The 22,324-nt window shown below is 66.1% G+C and carries 24 protein-coding genes; 7 read left to right on the forward strand and 17 right to left on the reverse strand.

The genetic code is table 11. The annotated features are described in order from the left end of the window. Positions 1–2: 2 nt before the first annotated feature. From NOF53_RS11660 to NOF53_RS11685, 6 genes are all read right to left on the reverse strand, one after another. Positions 3–1,172 (reverse strand): ABC transporter ATP-binding protein, encoded by a 1,170-nt coding sequence (locus tag NOF53_RS11660; protein ID WP_255968338.1) that lies wholly within the window; start codon positions 1,170–1,172, stop codon positions 3–5. A gap of 4 nt (positions 1,173–1,176) precedes the next feature. Continuing rightward, positions 1,177–2,007: a carbohydrate ABC transporter permease gene (locus NOF53_RS11665; RefSeq protein ID WP_255968340.1), complete on the reverse strand. Its 831-nt coding sequence runs from the start codon at positions 2,005–2,007 to the stop codon at positions 1,177–1,179. A 2-nt stretch (positions 2,008–2,009) separates the two neighbouring features. Further along, positions 2,010–2,957 carry a carbohydrate ABC transporter permease gene (locus NOF53_RS11670; protein WP_308213807.1) on the reverse strand — a complete coding sequence of 316 codons (948 nt, stop codon included), beginning with the start codon at positions 2,955–2,957 and terminating at the stop codon, positions 2,010–2,012. Beyond that, on the reverse strand, positions 2,954–4,276 hold the full coding sequence (locus tag NOF53_RS11675; RefSeq protein ID WP_305086814.1) for an ABC transporter substrate-binding protein: 1,323 nt from the start codon (positions 4,274–4,276) through the stop codon (positions 2,954–2,956). The genes NOF53_RS11670 and NOF53_RS11675 overlap by 4 nt, the downstream gene beginning before the upstream one ends. Positions 4,277–4,584: 308 nt before the next feature. Next, positions 4,585–5,076, reverse strand: coding sequence for a general stress protein (locus tag NOF53_RS11680; RefSeq protein ID WP_109331840.1), 492 nt, complete (start codon positions 5,074–5,076; stop codon positions 4,585–4,587). A gap of 68 nt (positions 5,077–5,144) precedes the next feature. Then, positions 5,145–6,107 carry an HpcH/HpaI aldolase/citrate lyase family protein gene (locus tag NOF53_RS11685; RefSeq protein ID WP_255968346.1) on the reverse strand — a complete coding sequence of 321 codons (963 nt, stop codon included), beginning with the start codon at positions 6,105–6,107 and terminating at the stop codon, positions 5,145–5,147. A 72-nt stretch (positions 6,108–6,179) separates the two neighbouring features. Here NOF53_RS11685 and NOF53_RS11690 point away from each other — a divergent pair, with 72 nt between their 5' ends. The 5 genes from NOF53_RS11690 to NOF53_RS11710 all read left to right on the forward strand — a co-directional run bounded on the left by NOF53_RS11690 (position 6,180) and on the right by NOF53_RS11710 (position 11,554). Beyond that, on the forward strand, positions 6,180–7,451 hold the full coding sequence (locus NOF53_RS11690) for a magnesium transporter MgtE N-terminal domain-containing protein (RefSeq protein WP_255968348.1): 1,272 nt from the start codon (positions 6,180–6,182) through the stop codon (positions 7,449–7,451). Further along, on the forward strand, positions 7,448–7,969 hold the full coding sequence (locus NOF53_RS11695) for a DUF1003 domain-containing protein (protein WP_255968349.1): 522 nt from the start codon (positions 7,448–7,450) through the stop codon (positions 7,967–7,969). Before NOF53_RS11690 ends, NOF53_RS11695 begins: the two co-directional genes overlap by 4 nt. 380 nt (positions 7,970–8,349) lie before the next feature. After that, positions 8,350–9,234: a lytic transglycosylase domain-containing protein gene (locus NOF53_RS11700; protein WP_255968351.1), complete on the forward strand. Its 885-nt coding sequence runs from the start codon at positions 8,350–8,352 to the stop codon at positions 9,232–9,234. A 284-nt stretch (positions 9,235–9,518) separates the two neighbouring features. Then, positions 9,519–10,394: a lytic transglycosylase domain-containing protein gene (locus NOF53_RS11705; protein ID WP_255968353.1), complete on the forward strand. Its 876-nt coding sequence runs from the start codon at positions 9,519–9,521 to the stop codon at positions 10,392–10,394. A gap of 23 nt (positions 10,395–10,417) precedes the next feature. Further along, positions 10,418–11,554, forward strand: coding sequence for an Mrp/NBP35 family ATP-binding protein (locus NOF53_RS11710; protein WP_255968355.1), 1,137 nt, complete (start codon positions 10,418–10,420; stop codon positions 11,552–11,554). Between the two features lie 68 nt (positions 11,555–11,622). Here NOF53_RS11710 and tatB read toward each other — a convergent pair whose 3' ends face one another. The 4 genes from tatB to sigE all read right to left on the reverse strand — a co-directional run bounded on the left by tatB (position 11,623) and on the right by sigE (position 14,776). Next, the gene (gene tatB, locus NOF53_RS11715) at positions 11,623–12,045 is read right to left on the reverse strand and encodes a Sec-independent protein translocase protein TatB (protein WP_255968356.1); all 423 of its coding nucleotides are present in this window, start codon (positions 12,043–12,045) and stop codon (positions 11,623–11,625) included. Between the two features lie 68 nt (positions 12,046–12,113). After that, entirely contained in the window at positions 12,114–13,637 is a 1,524-nt protein-coding gene (locus NOF53_RS11720) for a S1C family serine protease (protein ID WP_308213808.1), read from the reverse strand. A 112-nt stretch (positions 13,638–13,749) separates the two neighbouring features. Beyond that, positions 13,750–14,094, reverse strand: a complete 345-nt coding sequence (locus tag NOF53_RS11725; RefSeq protein WP_255968357.1) for a zf-HC2 domain-containing protein — start codon at positions 14,092–14,094, stop codon at positions 13,750–13,752. A 16-nt stretch (positions 14,095–14,110) separates the two neighbouring features. Continuing rightward, the gene (sigE, locus tag NOF53_RS11730) at positions 14,111–14,776 is read right to left on the reverse strand and encodes an RNA polymerase sigma factor SigE (protein WP_255968360.1); all 666 of its coding nucleotides are present in this window, start codon (positions 14,774–14,776) and stop codon (positions 14,111–14,113) included. 298 nt (positions 14,777–15,074) lie between these two features. On the opposite strand from sigE, the gene NOF53_RS11735 reads away from it, so the two are divergent. After that, positions 15,075–15,713, forward strand: coding sequence for an O-methyltransferase (locus NOF53_RS11735; RefSeq protein ID WP_255968362.1), 639 nt, complete (start codon positions 15,075–15,077; stop codon positions 15,711–15,713). Between the two features lies 1 nt (position 15,714). Here the strand turns inward: NOF53_RS11735 and glgC are convergent, their stop codons facing one another. Next, entirely contained in the window at positions 15,715–16,929 is a 1,215-nt protein-coding gene (glgC, locus tag NOF53_RS11740; RefSeq protein WP_255968364.1) for a glucose-1-phosphate adenylyltransferase, read from the reverse strand. A 122-nt stretch (positions 16,930–17,051) separates the two neighbouring features. On the opposite strand from glgC, the gene glgA reads away from it, so the two are divergent. Then, complete coding sequence (glgA, locus tag NOF53_RS11745) at positions 17,052–18,221, forward strand: glycogen synthase (protein ID WP_255968366.1); 1,170 nt, start codon at positions 17,052–17,054, stop codon at positions 18,219–18,221. A gap of 22 nt (positions 18,222–18,243) precedes the next feature. Here glgA and NOF53_RS11750 read toward each other — a convergent pair whose 3' ends face one another. From NOF53_RS11750 to folP, 6 genes are all read right to left on the reverse strand, one after another. Further along, a complete protein-coding gene (locus tag NOF53_RS11750; RefSeq protein WP_255968368.1) occupies positions 18,244–19,080 on the reverse strand; it encodes a putative RNA methyltransferase in 837 nt (278 codons plus the stop codon). 92 nt (positions 19,081–19,172) lie between these two features. Next, entirely contained in the window at positions 19,173–19,340 is a 168-nt protein-coding gene (locus tag NOF53_RS11755) for a DUF3117 domain-containing protein (RefSeq protein ID WP_003936084.1), read from the reverse strand. 152 nt (positions 19,341–19,492) lie between these two features. Further along, positions 19,493–20,068 carry a DNA-3-methyladenine glycosylase I gene (locus NOF53_RS11760; protein WP_255968370.1) on the reverse strand — a complete coding sequence of 192 codons (576 nt, stop codon included), beginning with the start codon at positions 20,066–20,068 and terminating at the stop codon, positions 19,493–19,495. Next, complete coding sequence (locus tag NOF53_RS11765; RefSeq protein WP_255968372.1) at positions 20,065–20,376, reverse strand: DivIVA domain-containing protein; 312 nt, start codon at positions 20,374–20,376, stop codon at positions 20,065–20,067. Before NOF53_RS11765 ends, NOF53_RS11760 begins: the two co-directional genes overlap by 4 nt. A gap of 50 nt (positions 20,377–20,426) precedes the next feature. Beyond that, a complete protein-coding gene (locus NOF53_RS11770) occupies positions 20,427–21,383 on the reverse strand; it encodes a glucosyl-3-phosphoglycerate synthase (RefSeq protein WP_255968374.1) in 957 nt (318 codons plus the stop codon). Next, positions 21,380–22,279, reverse strand: coding sequence for a dihydropteroate synthase (gene folP, locus NOF53_RS11775; RefSeq protein WP_255968376.1), 900 nt, complete (start codon positions 22,277–22,279; stop codon positions 21,380–21,382). The genes NOF53_RS11770 and folP overlap by 4 nt, the downstream gene beginning before the upstream one ends. Between the last annotated feature and the right edge of the window lie 45 nt (positions 22,280–22,324).

A 22,324-nucleotide genomic window follows, 5' to 3' on the forward strand; every position in this document is an offset into this window, starting at 1 on the left:
CGTCAGCGAGTGATGTTGGCGCCGGAATCCTGATCGAACACCGCAATCTTCGCGGGGTCGAACCACAACTCCACCGGCCCACCCTGCGCCGCGGACGACTCGGCGGACAACCGGGCCACCAGATGCCCGCCTCCCGCCACCTCGGTGCCCGAGTCCGCCGCGAGCTCCTCGAGTTCCCGAGAACTCACTTGCGGGCCCTCGGCGGAGAAGTACGCATACTTGTCCGAACCCATCGACTCGAGCACCTCGATATTGGCGGTGAAGGTGGCACCGGCGGATTTCTGATCGGCATCGATCAACCCGGTGTCCTCGAAGTGCTCCGGGCGGATACCCACCACGACGTCCTTCGACGCGCCGGAAGAGCTGACCTTCTCGCGCGATTGCGGGGGTAGTGCGAAGTCCCCGAGAGGAGTCGAGATTCCGTCTGCCGTCAGCTGTCCGGGAAAGAAGTTCATCGACGGTGATCCGATGAACCCCGCAACGAACAGATTGTTGGGATGGTCGTACAACTCCTGCGGTGCGCCGATCTGCTGGACGAGGCCACCGCGCAGCACCACCACCCGATCCCCGAGCGTCATTGCCTCGGTCTGATCGTGTGTCACATACACCGTCGTCGTCCCCAGACGTTGCTGGAGCCGGGAAATCTCGGTACGCATCTGCACGCGAAGCTTGGCGTCGAGGTTGGACAGCGGCTCGTCCATCAGGAACGCCTTGGGACTGCGGACGATTGCTCGCCCCATCGCGACGCGCTGTCGCTGCCCACCCGAGAGGTTGGACGGTTTGCGGTCCAGATGCTGGGTGAGATCGAGAATCTTCGCGGCATTGTCCACCTTGGCGGCGATCTCCGACTTCGACATCTTCGCCAACGTCAAGGGGAACGCGATGTTCTGGCGCACCGTCATGTGCGGGTACAGCGCGTACGACTGGAACACCATCGCAATGTCGCGGTCCTTCGGCGCCTTCTCGTTCACCCGCTCGCCGGCGATGCGCAGCTCACCGGACGAGATGTCCTCGAGGCCCGCAATCATGTTCAGGGTGGTCGATTTACCGCAACCCGACGGACCGACCAGGATGATGAATTCGCCGTCGGCGATCGTGATATCGACGTCGCTCACCGCCCGTGCGCCGTCCGGGTAGAGCTTCGTCACCTTGTCCAGCACAATCTCGGCCACAGGCTTATCCCTTCACTGCGCCGGACGTCAGACCGGCCACGATGCGTCGTTGGAAGAACAGCACGAAGATGATGATCGGAATGGTGATCACCATCGCGGCGGCGGCGATCGACCCCGTCGGCTCCTCGAACTGCGAGGCGCCGGTGAAGTTGGCGATGGCCGCCGGTGCGGTGATGGAGCGTTCGGTGGAGGTCAGCGAAATCGCGAACAACAGGTCGTTCCAGCAGAAGATGAAAACGAGGATTGCCGCGGTGACGATGCCTGGCGCCGCCAGCGGCGCCACCACCTTCCGGAACGCCTGCGCCGGTGTGGCGCCGTCCATCTTGGCCGCTTTCTCCAGCTCCCAGGGGATCTCCTTGAAGAAGGCCGACAACGTGTAGATGGCCAGCGGAAGCGCGAAAGTGATGTACGGGAGGATCAAACCCGCCCAGGTGTCGAACAATCCGAGTCGGCGCTCGATGTCGAACAGCGGGCTCACGAGGGAGATCTGCGGGAACATCGCGATCAACAACGCCACCGCGACCAGGAGCTTCTTGCCCGGGAAGTCGAGTCGGGCAATCGCGTAGGCCGCCATCGTCCCGATCACCACCGCGATCACCGTGGCGATCAGGCCGATACCGATGGAGTTGATCAGCGCACTGGTGAACGCGTCAGTCGAGAAAATTCCGCGGTAGTTGTCGAGCGTCCACTTCTCCGGGATGAGCTTGCCGTCCTTGATGGTGCCCGCGGGTTTGAACGACAAGCTGGCTATCCAGAGCACGGGAACGAGCGCATACAGCAGGACCAGCAGGTTGACCACCGACCAGCTCAATCTGCGCTGCTTCGTTTCGGCCATGGTTATCGCCTTCCTTCCGTGTCGGACCCGGGAGCCGAGGCACCGAAGAGCTTGATGAACACGAATGCGAGGACGGCCACGCAGAGGAAGATGAGAACGCTGATGGCCGAACCGATCCCCAAGTTGAAGGCCTTGAACAGGTTGTCGTAGCCGAGGATCGACAGGGACCCGGTGTCGTTTGCACCCTTGGTGAGCACGTAGATGTTGTCGAAGATCCGGAACGCGTCGAGCGTGCGAAACAGCAAGGCCACCAGGATCGCCGGTTTCATGAGCGGGAGAATGATGCGTACCAGCCGGGTCCATGCCCCGGCACCGTCGACCTGTGCAGCCTTGAGTAGATCATCGGGTACCAGAGCAAGACCGGCAAGCAGCAGCAGTGCCATGAACGGCGTGGTCTTCCACACTTCGGCGAGGACGATAATGGCGAGCGACGGAATCTGTTGCGTCAGTGGCGCACTGCCGTCAGGTAAGAGATTCGCGAGGTACCCGGTTCCCGGCGTCCACGCGTAATACCAGCTGTACGCAGCCGCCACGGTGACGATGCCGTAGGGAATGAGTACCACGGTTCGCACGAGTCCCTTGCCGACGATCGTCCGGTGCATGATGAGTGCCAGAATCAGGCCCAGCACGAACTCGATCACCACCGACACGGCGGTGATGCTCACCGTGACGACGAACGCCTGCCACCAGTACCCGTCCGACAACACCGATACGTAGTTGGACAGGCCGACGAACTTGCGGTCGTCCGGGAATCGGAGGTCGTAGCGCTGCAGGCTCAACCACACCGCGTAAACGACGGGATATGCCGTCACGGCGATCATGAGGATCGCGGCCGGTGCCACCAGCCACAATCCCAGCCGGCGTTCGGCCTTCTTTCCCTCGGAAACTTGTTTCTTCGTCGGCACTTCCGGCCCGTCGGTCCGGTCCACCCCCACGGCTTCGGTCGTCACGGAATCAGTCCTTCCGAGTTGACCGCCTTACGCACCTGCTCGGCGAGTTCGTCGACGGTACGCGGCGGATCGATGTCACCGACCGGATTCAAGGTGGCGGTGATCAGGGTCGAGATGCTTTGGTAAGCGGGCGACACCGGACGCACCGCCGCCGTGTTCAGGCCGTCACGCACCTGCTGCCAGGCGGGATACGCCTCTTGGAATGCGGGGTCGTCGTACAACCTCGCCAACGTGGGCGGCACACCGCCGTTGACGGCATTGTTGCGCTGATTCTCCTCGTTACGCAGGCAGGACACCGCCTCGAACGCGAGGTCGGGGTGGCGGCTGGTCTTCGCGACCGCGATATTGAAGCCACCGATCGTCACCTCGGCCGGCCGGCCGGGAATCACCGAGGGATACGGAGCGGCGAGGAAGTTCTGCTGTCCGTCGACCGTGAGCACCGTATTGCCCGTGTCGACGGACGTGGTGTTTCCCTTGTCGTCGATGAACGGCAGGTCGCCCTTCGCCGCGTTCTCGATCATGCCGGGAAGCACGAACGGCCAGTTGACCTCGAAGGCCGCGCGTCCACTTTCCATTCCGAGGCGGGACGACGCCTCGTCCCCCTGCGAGATCGACGGGTCGGCCCCCTCCGCGGTGGCCACTCGCTTCATCACTTCGAGAGCTTTCAGAGCACCGTCACCGTCCGCGACGGTCACAGTGGTTCCGTCCTCGCCGACGACGGAACCGCCCGCGCTGGCCAGAAGTGTGTTGAACCACACCATCAGACCCTCGTACTGCTTGCCTTGCACCCCGATCCAACTGGGCCGGCCCTCGGCAGCCAGCCCTTCCGAGATGTCGATCATCTGATCCCACGTCTGCGGCGGCTGCCCGCCGGGCATGAGGTCCTTGCGGTACCAGAGCAATTGCGTGTTGGTGTTCAAAGGCGCGGCGTACAACTGATCCTGCCACCGCGCCGATTCGAGGGGCCCTTCGAGGGTGCCCTCGGTGACCTCGGCGGCCACGTCGTCGGGCAGCGGCAACGCCCACCCCGCCTCGGCGAACTCTGCCGTCCACACCACGTCGAGAGTCATGATGTCGAGCGAGGTGTCGTTCCCGGTGAGGCGCCGGGCCAACTGCAAACGCTGATCGTCGGCGCCCTTCGGAAGGGTGCGTTGCTCCACCGTGTATCGGCCACCGGCCGCCGCCGTGCAATTGGCTGCGGCCTCGGCATACTGTTCCGCACCGTCGGCCGCCGTGTAGAAACTGAGCACGGTGCCACTGTCCGACGAGCCGCACGCCGCCAGCAGCGGAACCGTCAAGACTGCGGCCGCGCCGATCAGGCCCCATCTGACTGCGAGCCCGGGCCTTCCCGGACGACCGGATTCTGTCGATGTACGCCGCACAGCCGCCTCCTCGAGCGGTCCTCACAGACCCAGTCGCGGTACGGCTGAGCACGCAGGCCCGCACAGTGGTCCTGCCGAATCGTGCAGTGCCGGCAGGTCACGGTTTCACCGAGGGGCAGGCCCCTCGCATTGCGCCGTAAACCTATCCGAGATCGCCCTCGAACTGGCCGGAATCATCGCGAACTGGGCGAAATGCGTGCAATCCGTAATATCGACACCGCAGCGGCGCGCGTCGACATCTCGGTTCAGAGCGCCAGCTTGGCCAGCATGTCGCGCGCCGCCTCCGCGGTCTTCGGTTCGCACAGCACGTCGTAGCGCCCGGCGACCAGTTGCATGGTGGACGCGAAGTCACGGGTACCGCGAGTCGCCGCATACGGGATGGTGGTGGAGATCAACCCGAAGATGATGCCGCCGACGATGCCCACCACGAGCGGTGCCAGGAACCCGCCCGTGACGATGCCCAGCAGAAGGCCGAAGAAGACACCGAGCCAGGCACCCGAAACGATCCCGCCGCCAATGACTTTGGCCCACGTCAGCCTGCCGAGGACCCGTTCGACCTGCATGAGGTTCACCCCGACGATGGTGACGTCCTCGACGGAGAACTCCTGATCCGAGAGATAGTCGACGGCGCGCTGAGCCTCCGCGTACGTTGGGTACGAACCTATGGGCCAGCCCGTGGGAGGTTCCGGCAGAGCCCCGCGCCGCGCCCCGTTGGACTGTCCGAGTGGATTCGTCATCGTCAGTTGGTCTCCTCGTGTGGTTCCCTCAGGATCGATCCTGTGGGAACCATTCTGCCTGTTTCCCGCTATCCCTCGTCGGGCGGTGTGAACTCGGAGGTCCGTGTCATTCCCGCGGCCCGTCCTTTGGCCGAGATCACGAGGGCCATCTTCCGACTCGCCTCGTCGATCATCTCGTCACCGAGCATCGCGGCGCCACGAGCTCCGCCGTCCGCCGAGGTGTGGAACTCGTAGGCGTCGAGGATCAATTCTGCACGGTCGTAATCGTCCTGGCGAGGACTGAACACCTCGTTGGCCGCATCGATCTGCGTGGGGTGGAGCACCCATTTGCCGTCGAAACCCAGCGCTGCGGTGCGCTGCGCCGAACGCCGGAACGCCTCCACGTCGCGAATCTGAAGGTACGGTCCGTCGATGGCCTGGATGCCGTGTGCACGTGCAGCCATGAGGATCGTCATCAGTATGTGGTGGTAGGCGTCCCCGCGGTCGTAGCCGTCCGGCTGTTCCCCGACCACGAGCGTGCGCATGTTGATGCTCGCCATGAAGTCGGCCGGGCCGAACACCAGCGTCTGCACTCTGGGGCTCGCGGTCGCGATGGCGTTGATATTGGTGAGGCCGATGGCGTTCTCGATCTGCGGTTCGATCCCGATCCGCCCGACCTCCAACCCGTTGGCCTTCTCTATCTGGGTCAGCAGTAGGTCGAGCGCCTGAACGTGGCTGGCGTCGGGCACTTTCGGCAGCAGGATCGCATCGAGGTGCGCGCCCGCGCGGCCGACGACCTCGGCGACGTCGGCATGGGTCCATTCGGTGGTCCAGTCGTTGACCCGCACCACCTTGATCTGATGTCCCCACCCGTCCTCGGCGAGAGCGTCCGCGATGGTGCCGCGGGCTTCCTGCTTCGCCGACGGGGCCACGGCATCCTCGAGGTCGAGGAACACCTCGTCCGCCGGAAGCCCCTTGGCCTTGTCGATCATCTTGCGACTGCTGCCCGGAACAGCCAGAACCGATCGACGTGGCCTGAAGACGGAACTCATGACGGACGATCCTCCACTTTCCGCAGGTGTTCGATTCCCTGGATCCCCCTACGAGGATCTAGCCTGGCAATCATGGCAGCTGCGAACAAAGTTTTTGCAGCCAGGCTGGCCGGCCTGGTGGTACTCGGGCCCGACGGCGAATCGATCGGCCGGGTGCGAGACGTGGTCGTCACCGTTCGCATCGGCCGCCAGCAACCCCGGGTGCTGGGGCTGGTCATCGAATTGTTCACGCGCAAACGCATCTTCGTGCCCATGCTGCGGGTCACCGCGATCGAACCGAGTTCGGTCACACTGACCACCGGGAACGTCAGTTTGCGCCGGTTCACGCAGCGGCCGGGTGAGGTTCTCGCGCTCGCCCAGGTCCTCGATTCACGCGTGCGGGTGGACGACCCGGAACTCGAGGAACTGCACGGAGTCGACACGGTGGTGGTCGATCTCGGCATCGAACTGACCCGTAGTCGCGACTGGGTGGTGTCGAAGGTTGCGGTGCGCGGCCATCGCGGACGCCTCGGCCGGCGTGCCGCCATTCACATCGTCGAGTGGCAGCACGTGCAGGGGCTGACACATTCCGATCTGTCGATGCCGGGGCAGGGGGTGTCCGCGCTCCTGATGCAGTACGAGGGGATGCGTCCCGCCGACGTGGCCAACGCCATGCGTGAGCTCCCGGACAAACGCCGGCACGAACTCGCGCTCGCCCTCGACGACGAGCGCCTGGCCGACGTCGTGCAGGAGTTGCCGTCCGACGATCAGACCGACCTCCTGATGCACCTCGAGGTGGAGCGGGCCGCCGACATCCTCGAGGCCATGGATCCGGACGACGCGGCCGATCTTCTCGGCGAGCTGCCCGAAACGGAAGCCGAATCGCTGCTGCAGTTGATGGACCCGCAGGACTCCGAACCGGTCCGTAGACTCCTCGAGCACTCGCCGGACACTGCCGGTGGTCTGATGACCCCCGAACCGGTGGTGCTGACGGCGTCCACGACGGTGGCGGAAGCTCTGGCGCGCGCTCGCAACGAGGATGTCACGCCCGCACTCGCGAGCATGATCTTCGTTGTCAGGCCCCCGACCGCCACGCCGACCGGTCGCTACCTGGGATGCGTGCACCTGCAGAAGTTGTTGCGGGAACCACCCGCGAGTCTCGTGGGCGGCCTGCTCGACACCGGCCTTCCTCGTCTCGCCGCCGACGACTCGCTGGCTGCCGTCACGCGGTACTTCGCCAGTTACAACCTCGTATGCGGGCCCGTGGTCGACGACGAGAATCACCTGATCGGCGCGGTCACCGTCGACGACGTCCTGGACCATCTCCTTCCGGAGGACTGGCGCGAAGAGGAGATCGACGGATGAGCGAAAAGATTCCGAGCGTGTCGGCCCGGGGCCTGTCGGAGCGGCAACGGCTCGACACGCCCCGCGGTGCCCGGCGTTTCCGCTTCACCTACGACGTAGAGGCAGTCGGCCGCGCCAGCGAGAACTTCGCTCGGTTCCTGGGGACCGGTCGGTATCTGGTGATCCAGACCGTGGTCGTGATCATCTGGATCGTTCTCAACATTTTCGCGGTCGAGCTGAAGTGGGATCCGTATCCCTTCATCCTCCTCAACCTCGCGTTCTCCACTCAGGCCGCCTATGCCGCCCCGCTGATCCTGCTGGCCCAGAACCGGCAGGAGAACCGGGACCGCGTCTCGCTCGAGGAGGACCGGTCGCGGGCGGAACAGACCAAGGCGGATACCGAATTCCTGGCGCGCGAACTCGCCGCGCTGCGGATCGCGATCGGCGAGGTGGCGACCCGTGACTATCTCCGTCGCGAGCTCGAAGAAATCAAGACACTGCTGGGCGACGAGGAAGAGGCAAGGCCCCGGCGCAAATGATCCGGCCATTCCCGCATTCCCCGGCACGCGCAGTCACGGATATGTAACGTCAGTCACATCTTCTCGGATGTACGCGGTGTGCGACAAGGAAGAGCACCGCAGGGGGTGATGGAGTGCGGATACGCGGACTGGTGACGGTTGCTGCCCTGACGGTGGGAGCCGCCGCAACACTCGGATCTTCGACGGGTAGTTCAGGCCCTGTTTCGGCCCTCGATACCCGACTGACCCCGGCGGTCGAGACTGCGACGCTCACGGCGACCACACCGTCGTCGCAGGGGAGCGAACCGCAGGCCGCCTACCTTCCACCCGCAGGCTTCGTGGCACCCGCGCCACGAGTGGCGAGGTCACAGCGCGCGGCGCCGCCACCTCCCCCTCCCGTGGTGACAAATCCCACATTGCCTTCCTCTCCCACCGGGACGGGGCTGATAGCCGCACCGGTGATCCTCAGCTCGCTCGGTATTCCGGAGATCGTGCTCAACGCCTACCGCTCCGCGGAACTCACCTTGATGGTGGAGGCACCGAAGTGCGGGGTGCCCTGGCATTTGCTGGCGGGTATCGGGCGGATCGAATCGGGGCACGCCGGTGGCGGCCGCACCGACTCGTCCGGCACCACTGTCACCCCGATTCTGGGACCGGTTCTCGACGGAAGGCTGGCCGGCAACGAGGTGATCCGCGATACCGACCGCGGCGCAACGGACGGCGACGCCGGCCACGACCGGGCGGTCGGACCGATGCAGTTCATTCCGTCCACGTGGGCCAAGTACGCGTCGGACGGGAACGCGGATGGCGCAGCAGATCCCAACAACGTGTTCGACGCGACGCTGGCCGCCGCCCGATACCTCTGCTCGGGTGGACTGGACCTTCGTGACCCACTCCAGGAGACCCGCGCCGTTCTGCGCTACAACAACTCGGGGACATACGCCGCCAACGTCATTACCTGGTCGAACGCCTACAGGAACGGCGGCACCCCCACCCCGAGCGAGCTGTCCGACTCGAGCACTCTGCCACCCGGCGCTCTCACCGACGCCGCCTCGGACGGGTCCGACCTCGCGCGTGAGCTCGCGGTCCCGCCGGCACTTCCCGGAGAGGCGACACCGAATCCCGCCGCCCCGGCGCCGGCACCGCTCATTCCGGGGTTGCCCCCACTGCCGCCGCTTCCGTGTGTGTTCTTCTGCCCACCCGTCGACCCGGCCGTCCCCGCACCAGTCCCCGCCCAATCCGCCGCTCCCCCGCCTGCAACACCCCCGGCCGTGGGAGTTCGCTGAGAGTTTTCTCGATGCCGTCGTCACCCGGCCGAGCCGGGCGACGACGGCATCGTCGTGCGCGCCTGCCGCGTCCTGCCTCAGTGTCTCGAGCCCCTCCGCACCGGGTTCCGTCCGCGCGTGACCGTTTCGTGTTCGTTATCCTCTGTCACACGCCCTCGAAGTAACAGAGCTGCGCCCGTCGTCCGAATTGATCACGGTTGAGTAACGGGAATGTCTCGAATCGGGTAGCCTCGTGCCGTCCAGTTCAACGACACATCCCGAACGGGGTCGCAGGAGGCAATCGAGTGGGTCGGCACAACAAGAAGACGGATTCCCATATCCGCCGCAATTCGGTCATCGCGCTCACCGGACTGATCCCTATCGGCCTGGTCACCGCAGCCAACACGGCCGGCGCCGCCCCCAAGGTTCCGTTCTTCAGCTCCGAATCCACCGCCGACGCCGCGGACGTTGCCCTGGAAGGGACCACCGCGTCGGGCACCGAGGCCGTCACACCTGTCGCCGACACCGCTGCCGTGGAGGCAGCCCCCGCAGTCGAGCAGGCGCCCGCGCCCGCAGCTCTGGCCCCCGTACAGGCCACCCCGCCGCTCCCGGCCAGCATCGCGCAGGGCGCCCTCGGTATCCCGGCCATCAACGTCGCGGCCTACCAGAACGCCGAGCGCATCCTCGCAGTCGAGCAGCCCGGCTGCGGCATGTACTGGACACTCATCGCCGGCATCGGCCGCGTCGAATCCACGCACGCCTACGACGGCAAGGCCGACGACAAGGGCAACATGCTCGACGCCGTTCTCGGCCCGGTCCTCGACGGTCACCTCGCCGGGAATGCCGTGATCCGCGACACCGACGGCGGCAAGCTGGACGGCGACGCCAGCTATGACCGCGCGGTCGGGCCGACACAATTCCTGCCGGAGACGTGGAACCGCTACGCGGGCGATGGCAACGGAGACGGCGCCGCCGATCCGCAGAATCTCTTCGACTCCGCCCTCACCACCGGCAAGTACCTGTGTGACGGCGGTTTGGATGTCCGCGACCCGATCCAGGCGGCCAAGGCCGTCCACCGCTACAACAACTCGGCGGCCTACGTCGCCAACGTGCTGGCCTGGTCCGCGGGCTACGCCAGCGGTATCGTCCCGGCTGCGTCGGACCTGCCGCGAATCCACTGAGCGCACATACCTACCATTGAGTCATGTCAGTCCTGAGCGAGTCCGCTGTACGTAGTGCCCTGGCGCGCGTCCAGGATCCCGAGATCCGGAAACCGATCACCGAACTCGGGATGGTCAAGAGCGTCGACATCGCCGACGACGACAGCGTCGACATCGCCATCTTCCTCACCACCGCCGGGTGCCCCATGCGGACCGAGATCAGCGACCGCGTTACCAAAGCCGTGGCCGATGTGCCGGGAGTGGGCGCGATCCGCGTCGAACTCGACGTGATGAGCGACGAGCAGCGCACCGAACTTCGCAAGTCGTTGCGCGGCGACTCCGCCGAGCCGGTCATTCCCTTCGCGCAGCCCGGTTCACTCACCCGCGTGTACGCAGTCGCCTCCGGTAAGGGTGGCGTCGGCAAATCGAGTGTCACCGTCAACCTGGCCGCGTCGCTGGCCGCCCGAGGTCTGTCGGTCGGTGTCCTCGACGCCGATATCTACGGGCACTCCGTTCCCCGCATGCTCGGCACCGACGCCAAGCCCACGCAGGTAGAGCGCATGATCATGCCGCCCGTCGCGCACGACGTGAAGATGATCTCGATCGCCCAGTTCACCCAGGGCAACACTCCGGTCGTGTGGCGTGGCCCGATGCTGCACCGCGCGCTGCAGCAGTTCCTCGCCGATGTCTTCTGGGGCGACCTCGACGTCCTGCTGCTCGACCTTCCGCCCGGTACCGGTGACGTCGCCATCTCCGTGGCACAGCTCATTCCGGGGGCAGAGATCCTCGTGGTCACCACACCGCAGCAGGCGGCCGCCGAGGTGGCCGAGCGGGCCGGGGCCATCGCCCTGCAGACTCGCCAGCGCATCGTCGGTGTGGTGGAGAACATGTCGTGGATGGACCTGCCGGACGGCACCCGGATGGACGTGTTCGGATCGGGCGGCGGTCAGGCCGTCGCCGACCGGCTCACGAGGGCCGTGGGCGCCTCGGTGCCGTTGCTGGGCCAGATTCCCCTCGAACAGGCCGTGCGTGAGGGCGGTGACGGCGGCGTGCCCATCGTCCTCGGACATCCGGACTCTCCCGCGGCCGTCGCCCTCCGCGAAGTCGCGGACAAGCTGGCGGTGCGTAAGCGCGGGCTAGCAGGGATGTCGCTGGGCATCGACACCACCCGCCACCTCTGAGGTACTTCGTCGCCTGTGCGCCGTTCTGGTAGCGGGAACAACCAGAAGGGCGCACGAGCCCGGCGGGCCTAGGTGGCGTCGGTGTCGATGGGGGGACGCTCCCCCGCGGCCAACGGTGCGGTCTTGGGATTCTGCGGTGCCGCGGGATCAGCGCTCACAGCCTTCGTTCCGCCAGCTCTCGTTCCGGCAACCGGCTTGTCGAAATTGCCGGTGAGAATCGAATCGTCGCCGTCGAGCAGATGTTTGGTGATCACGGCCCGGGGCGTCATACCGCGCAGCTGATTGAGGTCGGCCAGAGGCTTGCGGAGGTCGTCGAACTCGGGTCCGAGTTCATCCTTCAGTTGCTGACTGGCGCCGCTCGCGTACTCGCGGACCTGCCGCAAGGATCGCGTGACCCAACTGACCGCTCCCGGAAGTCGCTCGGGTCCCAAAATGACCAGAGCTGCTACGAGGAGGACCATGAACTCGCCCCAACCAATGTTGCCGAACACGTGGTCAGCCTACTGTGCGGTGCGGGTCGGCGCCCAGGCGGAAGAGCGAACTCACAGGAGGTCGGGGGTCAATCCGAAGCCGGGGTCACGTCGACGTCGACCAGACGGCCCTCGCGGATCAACTGGACCTTCACCGGCTGGCCGATCGTCTGGAGGTTGACCGCGACGACGAGTTCGTCGGCGCTCGTCACCGTCCGGTCCCCGACCTTCACGATGACATCCTTTTCCACGATGCCGGCCTGCGCTGCGGGGCTGTCCGACTGGACATTGGCCACCTCGGCGCCACTGGTGTTGTCGTTGACCACGGTTCGCGCGTTGACTCCGATCTCGGGGTGATGCATCTCCCCGTCCCGGATCAGGGTCTGAGCGACTGTCGTGACGTCGTCGATGGGGATCGCGAAGCCGAGGCCGACCGATCCGCCCGATTCACTGAGCATGGCGGTGTTGATGCCGATGACGCGTCCGGTGTCGTCGACGAGCGCACCGCCCGAGTTGCCGTGGTTGATCGCCGCGTCGGTCTGGACCGCGTCGATGACGGCGTTGGTGTCCGAACCCTCGCCCGACAACCGCATCGGCCGGTGCAATGCACTGACGATTCCGCGGGTGACGGTCTTGCTGAGGCCGAGCGGGGACCCGACGGCCACGACGTCCTCACCTACTTGCACGTCTTCGGATCGTCCCAACTCCGCGACGGTGAGGTTGTCGGCCGCCACCTTGAGCACGGCCAGGTCCATCTTGACGTCACGCCCGACGATCTGCGCCTCGGTTTTGGTGCCGTCCGCGAAGATGACCTGAATCTTGCCGCCGTCGGGCGCGGTGGCTGCGGCGGAGATGACGTGGTTGTTGGTGACGATGTAGCCGGCGCCGTCGATGACGACCCCAGAGCCGGTGCTGCCCTGATCACCGATCGCCACCTGGATCGAGACGACGGCGGGGAGCACGGCGTCGGCGACCTGCGCCACCTGCGACTGCCCGAGGTCTTCGTCTCCGCCTTCCTGCGCCAGCGTGACCCGCTGGCTGGTGAGCGAGCTGCGGTCTGCGGTGATCACCGCGGCCACGAGCCCGCCGATCAGGCCGATCACCAGCGCGAGGGCACCCAACGCCACGAGCGCACGGGGCGCGACCTTGCCGCCGAAGAGGACCTCGCGGGCAGTGAGGGCCGGCGCAGCCGGATCAGTGTTCTCCCGGCCGTGCAGGGCGGGAGAACCCAATTCGACTCCCGCTTCGGGGTCACGCCAGGGGTCGGCGGGGGATGCCTCGTCCGGCGCTGCGTCCGGTGTGCTGTGCGGATCGCGTTGGATGGTCTCCGTCTCACCGGGCGGTCGGCCGAATGCCTCCGCGAGCACGGCGTCGGGCGCCCGCACCTTGACGGGCGGTTCCGTCTCACTGCGCGCATCGGAAGGAGCGAAGGAACCGGTGACCCCGCCGGGACGGCCGAACGCGCGACTGGACGCTGCGTCGATCTGTGGCCGGTAGACCGGGCGCGGATCGAGTCGAGGAGCGTCGGCGGGCCGGAGAGTGCTGGCCTCGTCCGGCACGGGGGCATCGGATTCCGCGGCATCGGTCCCCGAGGTCTTGTAATCCGCCGTCACGCTGTCGTGTCCCCCTCGTAAGAGTCAATTCCGGGCCCCAGTATCACCGATGACTCCAGTATCACCGATGGCTCCGGGCACACGGACACCGCCGTCCTCGGTACGGAAACGGTCAACGACGCCAGCGCCGCGACCACAGCCGGCTCGTCGCCGTCGAGTCTGCGGCAGGGCCGGCGAACGGCGACTTGTCGGCGGGTTCGCCCGAATTGCAACTGGGGATTTGACTCAGCAGACCGAGAAGTCCCGACGGCATCGCCACGTCGGCACTGCGGCGGAGCGCACGCCGAGCCTGCTGCTGTGCGTCCACCTCGAACGCACAATCGGGGCAGATCGACAGGTGATGGGCCGCCCGCAGGTAGGCGGACATGCGGAGTTCACCGTCGACGTAGGCGGCGATCGCCTCACTCGCCAAATGCTCCGTCGAGCCGAATTGGCGAGGTCCACGCCCCTGCGTCATTCGTCCCTCCTGGTAACTACCCGACACCGATCTGATCGGAGTCAACCTTTCCGTTTACTGCCAGATGATCACGCAGAGCCTGCCTGCCGCGGTGGATGCGACTGCGCACGGTTCCGAGTTTCACACCCAGTGTGGCACCGATCTCCTCATATGACAGACCTTCGATGTCACAGAGCACGACGGCGGCGCGAAACTCCGGTGCCAGTGAGTCGAGCGCTGCCTGCAGGTCGGCGTCGAGCCGAGCGTCGTGGTAGATCTCCTCGGGGTTCGGCCCGTCGGCCGGAACCCGGTCGTAGTCCTCGGGCAACGCTTCCATGCGGATGCGGTTGCGGCGACGAACCATGTCGAGGAAGAGATTGGTGGTGATGCGGTGCAACCAGCCCTCGAATGTGCCGGGCTGGTAGTCGGACAAGGAGCGGAACACGCGAATGAACGTGTCCTGAGTGAGATCTTCGGCGTCTTGCGCGTCGCCCGACAACCGGTAGGCCAGACGGTAGACCCGGTCGCCGTGTTCCCGGACGAGTTCGTCCCACGACGGCATGGCCGACTTCTCACCGGTGGCGTCGAACACAGCGGTGCCCGTCAGCTCGGCGTCCGACACGGTATCGCCGCCGACCAGCACGGGCTCGACGCCCTGCTGCTCGGCTCTGTCTCCGTCTCGCGCCATTGTGTGGTTGCTCATCGAGTTAAGTGGATCCTCCTGGTCAGGACCGCAGATCACGTCAAGTGGTATAGGAGAGAACTCCTGGCGGTCCGGAATTGTTCCCGGGTCCCCCGCCTGCACTTCACCTCGTTGCGATCTGCCCGCCGTGCGGTCTTCGGATCTGGCGATACTCATACTCTTTCCCACCGCGATATGTGTGTGGTGTGAGCAAGCTGAGGTATTCCTGAGAATCTGGACTGTTCATGAGAAACCGCACGCCGGATCGGGTGCCACCGAGCGCGCCTCGCAGCGGCGATGACGAGACCCCGATAGCCTCATGTGCGTGCAGACTAACGCCGAACGGATACTCACCCACGCGGAAGGGGCTGTCCGTGAGGACGAGGCCCTCGGTGCGGCCAGGGAGCGGGCGGACGACCTCGGTGCCGGACCGGTACCGCCCGCGGTCGGTGCTGCTCTTGCCATGTTTGCCCGGATGCTCGACGCCAAGACAGTAGTCGAGGTGGGCACCGGCGCGGGTGTGAGCAGTCTGTGGCTGCTCCGCGGCATGCGTGAAGACGGCGTTCTCACCACGATCGACAGCGAGCCCGAGCACCAGCGCGCGGCCAAGCAGTCGTTCCGGACCAACAACATCGCACCCGCACGCACGCGGCTCATCAACGGACGCGCCCTCGACGTGCTGCCCCGTCTCGCCGACGGCGCGTACGACCTCGTCTTCGTCGACAGTGCGCCGGTCGACCACCCGCACTATGTACGCGAGGGTGTCCGGCTCCTGCGTCCGGGAGGCGCCATCGTCCTGCACAACGCGCTCCACGGGGGGCGTGTGGTCGATCCGAGCCAGCGCGATGCCGCCACGGTCGCCGTGCGGGAGGCCGCCAAGGCCCTCGCCGAGGACGACCAGTTGATCCGGGTGTTCCTGCCGATCGGCGACGGCCTGCTCTGCGCGTCCAAGCTGTGAGCTAGATCCACACACCCTTGCCGATGGCGACGACCCCGCCGTTGCTCACCGCGAAGCGCTGCTTGTCCCGTTCGAGGTCGACGCCGATGATCTCGCCGTCACCGACCACCACATTCTTGTCCAGGATGGCGCGGCGCACCACAGCGCCCTTGCCTATGCGCACGCCCGGCATCAGCACACTGCCCTCGACGGTGGCGCCGTCGTCGATCATCACATTCGAACTGAGAACCGAATTGCGGACCGTCGCCGCGGACAGAATGCATCCGGCACCGACCACCGACTCCTGCGCCAGTCCGCCCTTCACGAATTTCGCGGGGGCGAGATTCTCCGTCTCACCGCGAATCGGCCACCGGCGGTTGTAGAGGTTGAAGATGGGATGGACGGACACCAGATCCATGTGGGCGTCGTAGAAGGCGTCGAGTGTTCCGACATCTCGCCAGTAACCGCGGTCGCGGTCGGTGGCGCCGGGAACGACGTTGTCCTTGAAGTCGTAGACCGACGCCTCACCGGCCTCCACGAGCGCGGGGATGATGTCTCCGCCCATGTCGTGGTCGGAGTCGGAATTCTCGGAGTCGGCGCGGATGGCGTCGACGAGCACCTTGGTGGTGAACACGTAGTTGCCCATCGAGGCGAATGTCATGTTGGGGTCGTCCGGTGTGCCGGGCGGATGCGCGGGCTTCTCCAGGAACTGCACGATGCGGCCCGATTCGTCGCTGTCGATGCACCCGAACGCGAATGCTTCGCTGCGCGGCACACGAATTCCGGCGACGGTCACGCCGGCACCGGAATCGATGTGGCGCTGCACCATCTGCTCGGGGTCCATGCGGTAGACGTGGTCGGCACCGAACACGACGATGTACTCGGGATCCTCGTCGTAGACCAGGTTCAGCGACTGCAGAATCGCATCCGCGCTGCCCGTGTACCAGCGCGGTCCCAGACGTTGCTGCGCCGGAACCGGAGTGATGTACTCCCCGGCGAATCCCGACAACCGCCACGTCTGAGAGATGTGGCGGTCCAACGAGTGCGACTTGTACTGCGTCAGTACACACAGGCGGAGATACCCCGCATTGACCAAATTGCTGAGCACGAAATCGATCAGCCGGTAGGCACCGCCGAACGGCACGGCCGGCTTCGCCCTGTCCGCTGTAAGCGGATAGAGACGTTTGCCCTCGCCGCCGGCGAGCACGATTCCAAGCACATGTGGCTGGCTCCTCACCCTGCCAACCTATCGGGCGGCCCCTCCCCCCGCCAGCGAAGCGCCGAGTCGCCATTCCTCCGATATCCGAATGTGTCCGACATCGGTTGGCCCGAACAGGCCGGGACGGCTACGTTAGGCCCGTGCGGGTGGCGATGATGACCAAGGAGTATCCACCGGAGATCTATGGCGGTGCCGGTGTACATGTCACCGAGCTGGTTGCTCAGTTGAAGCAGCTGTGCGAGGTGGACGTGCACTGCATGGGTGCTCCGCGCGTCGGCGCCTTCGTGCACAACCCCGATCCGGCACTGTCGGGGGCCAACGCCGCACTGGCGACATTGTCTACCGAATTGCGTATGGCGGACGCCGCAACCGGCGCCGACGTCGTGCACTCCCACACCTGGTACACCGGACTGGCAGGACACCTGGCGGCCGCGCTGTACGACGTCCCGCACATCCTCACCGCACACTCTCTCGAACCACGCAGGCCCTGGAAGGCCGAGCAACTCGGTGGCGGCTACCGCATCTCTTCCTGGTCCGAGCGCAACGCGGTCGAGCACGCGGACGCCGTGATCGCCGTCAGCGCCGGGATGCGACTCGATGTGCTCGCCGCGTACGCGGCGGTTGATCCCGCCCGGGTCCACGTGGTACGCAACGGGATCGACACTTCGGTGTGGCATGCCGGGCCCACGGGACCGGGCCGGTCTGCGCTCACCAAGATCGGCGTCGATCCTGGCAAGCCGATGGTCGCCTTCGTCGGTCGCATCACGAGGCAGAAAGGGGTGGGCCACCTGATCGCGGCAGCACACCATTTCGCACCGGACATCCAGTTGGTGTTGTGTGCGGGCGCCCCGGACACACCGGAGATCGCCGCGGAAACCGAGGAGGCCGTTGCCGCCCTCGCCACTCACCGGGGCAATGTGTTCTGGGTTCGCGAGATGCTTCCTACCGAGCAGGTGCGGGAAATCCTGGCGGCTGCAACGGTATTCGTATGCCCATCTGTGTACGAGCCGCTCGGCATCGTCAATCTCGAGGCGATGGCCTGCGAAACCGCGGTGGTGGCATCCGACGTCGGTGGTATCCCCGAGGTCGTAGAAGACGGCGTCACCGGTCGTCTCGTGCATTACAACTCGTACGAGCCGGAATCTTTCGAGCAGGCCCTGGCAATGACTGTCAACGAGGTTGCCTCCGACGCCGCCACGGCCGCCGCGATGGGTAAGGCGGGCCGAGCCCGTGCCATCGCCGAATTCTCATGGGCCGCCATCGCACAGCAGACCCTCGACGTGTACCAGGACGCCCTCTCGCGGCGTTGAACTGCCCCGCCCGGCTCTGCGTTCAGCGGCGCCGATAGGTGGAGACCGTCACGGACGCCGTCACCGGATACGCGCGGGGCAGCTCGGCGATCGAGGACCCCAGCCGTTCGGGTGTGAGGTGGCGAGCCGAGGGCCCCATGCCGACCAGACGCGTCAGGTCCTCGTGCGTCAGGGACATCGGGTACTCGACCTCCCTGATGTCGGTGCGGTCGAAGCGCCCGGACATCGCCGCACCGAGCCGCTCGACCTTGCGGTCGTCGACGCGCACCATACCGAGGAGGTCGACGAGTTCGGCGAGATGCCGTTCGGTGGGGGTGAGTACCACCAGCGCGCCGCCGTCACCGAGCACTCGATGCGCCTCGTCGGCATTGCGGGGCGCGAACACACACAACACGTGGCTGAGGACCCCATCGCGCACCGGGAGGTGGTGCCACACGTCGGCGACGACCGCCCCCGCACGCGGATGCGCCTTCGCGATGCGGCGGGCTGCGTACTTGGAGACGTCGAGTCCGATGCCTCGCGCCGACGGAAGGGCGTCGAGGACACGCGCAAGGTAGTGGCCTGTACCTGCTCCGATCTCGAGGATCCTCGGCTCAGGATCCGCGGTAGCGGTGACTGCGTCGGTGACGGCGTCCATCAACGGGTCGAAGCTTCCGCCCCCGAGAAATTCAGCCCGCGCGGCGATCATGTCGGGGCTGTCGCCCTCGAACTTGCCACCCGCCCCGGTCATCAGGCTGACGTAACCCTGACGTGCCACGTCGAAACTGTGCCCCGCGTCGCACAGCAGCGAGTTCTCGTCCAGGTCGACGGCGGACCGGCACTGCGGACAAGCCAGCAGGTCGACCACATCAGACAACACGACCGCGCGCCTCTTTCCCTTTCGGACATGGAACAGGCCCCGCGCCGACAACGGCGACGGGGCCTGACCCATGAGGTTCTCTCTGCACCCGACTAGCTGGTGACGCCCTTGAGCTCTTCACCGAGTGCAGCAGCTTCCTCCGGGGTGAGCTCGACGACCAGACGTCCACCACCCTCGAGCGGTACCCGCATGACGATTCCTCGTCCCTCTTTGGTTGCTTCGAGGGGACCGTCCCCGGTCCGGGGCTTCATGGCCGCCATCCTCTGCTCCCTCCAGATCTGCGCTGCCTGCGTGCGCCTCGACAACTTGTGGTGCCCCGCCAATTCACTCGGCGAGGCTCGTAACGTCCATTCTTCCCTATGGACACGAGTACCGGGAACCTGACTTCCAAATAGGGGCGTTCACCGGCGGTTCAGGCGGCCGGTGGGACCCAACACCCGGCGACGTGGTCGTCGACCATCCCGGTAGCCTGCATCAGCGCATACGCGGTGGTAGGGCCCACAAATTTGAATCCTCGGCGCTTGAGTTCCCTGGCCATCGCGGTGGACTCGGCCGTGACGGCCGGTACGTCGTCCACGGTGGCCGGTCTGGCCGGGCGCGGCGGCGGCGCGAACGACCAGAGCAGGGTGTCGAGGTCGGTGTCCGACAGTTCCAGAATCGCCCGGGCATTGCTCACCGACGCCGCGATCTTGGCCCGGTTACGAACGATCGACGCGTCCGCCAGCAGACGCTCGACATCCCGCTCCGTATACCTGGCGACCACCTCTGGGTCGAACCCGGAAAACGCCGCGCGGAACGCCTCACGTTTACGCAGAATCGTGATCCACGACAATCCCGACTGGAATGCTTCGAGGCACAGCCGCTCGTACAACTCGTTCTGCCCGTGCAGCGGTCGGCCCCACTCCTCGTCGTGGTAGTCGCGGTAGAGCCGGGCCCCGCCCGTGTCGACCGCCCACGCACACCGCACCCGATCGTCGGTCTCGGTCACGACGACTCCGCCGGACGATCGGGGGCCGACTGCGCCTCCTCCAATTGCTCACGTAGGTCGTCGATTTCGCGAGCCAGCCGCGACAGCGCCCAGTCCACCTCGCTCGCTTTGTATCCCCGCAAGGTCTGCTGAAAACGCAAGGCCTCCACGTCGGCCCCGGTCACACCCCGAGCCGGCAGGACGGTCAGGGTGGTACCGGGAGGTAGCGGCTCCAGTTCCTCGGAACGGCCGAACACCGCATTGGCGGCGAGGAACAACATCGCGCCGACGATCGCCATGACGAGCAGATAGAGCAGAGCTGTCACCATGCTCCGATCCTGTCACGAACCCCCGACAGCACCGAAAAGCCGGGCCCCCGTCAGGGACACACAGTGTTCATCGGTGGACGATCGGTCAGCGCCACCTCCGTCGTGGTCGGGACGAACGAATCTCCGTCGACGAGGAACTGGGTGAGACCCGCCCCCGAGTCCTCCACGCCACACCGACGCATCATCGTGCCGATGATCTGCCTGCTCATCACACCGAGCTCGGACAGCGGGCGGTTGCGGTGCTTCCGTACTCCCAGATTGACCTGGCCGATCGCGCCGAGGCCGAGCCGGTCATACGTGTCGAGCAGCAGCCCGATCTCGACGCCGTACCCCGGCGCGAAAGGCACAGCCGAGAGTAATTCGCGGGTACCCGCGTATTCGCCGCCGAGCGGTTGCAGCACACTCGTCAATTCGGGCCGCAGGGCCGCCAGCAACGGGCGCGCCACCAGTTCGGTCACACGACCACCTCCGTTGGCATCCTCCGTCCCGCTGAGCCGCAGCGGACGGCGGTAGTAGCCCTTCACGAGATGGATGCCGTCGACGGTCAGTAGCGGTCCCAGCAATTTCGGCACGAACGCCGGGTCCGGGTTGATCAGGTCGGAATCGACGAACGCGATGAGGTCGCCGGTACTGGCGGCGACGGACCGCCACAGCACCTCGCCCTTGCCTGCCACGGGGGGGACCGCCGGCACGGCTTCTTCGCGGCTGATGACGGTGGCACCGGCCGAGCGGGCCCGTTCGACCGTCAGGTCCGTGGACCCGGAGTCGAGCACGATCAGCTCGTCGACCAAACCGCCCAATAGCGGGTGGATCGTATCGACCACAGCTGCGACGGTCTCTTCCTCGTTGAGGGCCGGCAGGACCACCGACACGGTTCTGCCTGCCTTCGCTCGTTCCAGTTCGGCGATACTCCACGACGGTTGATCCCAGCTGTTCGCCTCGGACCAGCTGCGAGGTGCATCGTCCGCCAGCATCGTGCGGGGCACGCGCTCCCCGACCGCACTCATGCCAGCCCCCGCACCGTGCGGGCGGGAGCACGCCTGCCCTGAATAGCAGCCACCATGTCCACCACTCGTCGCGTGGGGGCCACTTCGTGAACGCGGAAGACGCGTGCGCCTCCCGCTGCGGCCATCGCTGTCGCTGCCAATGTTCCCTCCAACCGCTCGGCGAGATCTACACCTAGAGTCTCCCCGACGAAGTCCTTGTTACTGAGCGCCATGAGCACTGGCCACCCCGTATTTACAAGATCTTCCACTCGCCGCAACAACTCGAGCCCGTGATAGGTGTTCTTCCCGAAATCGTGGGTCGGATCGATGAGGATGGAGTCGGTCGGCACGCCCAGACGGGACGCACGCTCGGCGGCTGTAACCACCTCACGCAGGACATCGGCCACGATGTCCGGATAGCGAACCCGGAACGGCCGGGTCCTCGGGATCGCTCCCCCAGTGTGCGAGCAGACGATGCCGGCCCCGGTCTCTGCGGCCACCTCTACGAGCGCCGGGTCCGCGCCCGCCCAGGTGTCGTTGATGAGGTCAGCCCCCTCGGCGCGGGCCAAGCGCGCCACCTCGCTGCGCCAGGTGTCGACGCTGACGATCAGCTCCGGGTAGCGCTCGCGGATGGCGGCGACGAACGGCACCACCCGCCGCGTCTCCTCGGCGGCGTCGACAACGTCACCCGGCCCCGCCTTGACACCCCCGATGTCGACGAGGTCCGCACCCTCGTCCACGGCGCGCTCGACGGCCGCCATCGCCGCCGAGTCGGTGAAGGTGGAGCCTCGGTCGTAGAACGAATCGGGAGTCCGGTTGACGATGGCCATGACGAGCGCGCGGTCGGTGGCGACCGGTCGCCCGCAGAGCGTCGACGACGGGCAGTCCGTCGCGGACGGTGTGTCTTCATCGGCCATGTCTTCATAGTGACACGCAGTGTGCAACGCCACGTCCGGCAACCA

Source organism: Rhodococcus tibetensis (genome assembly GCF_024438035.1).
Taxonomy (GTDB): domain Bacteria; phylum Actinomycetota; class Actinomycetes; order Mycobacteriales; family Mycobacteriaceae; genus Rhodococcus_F; species Rhodococcus_F tibetensis.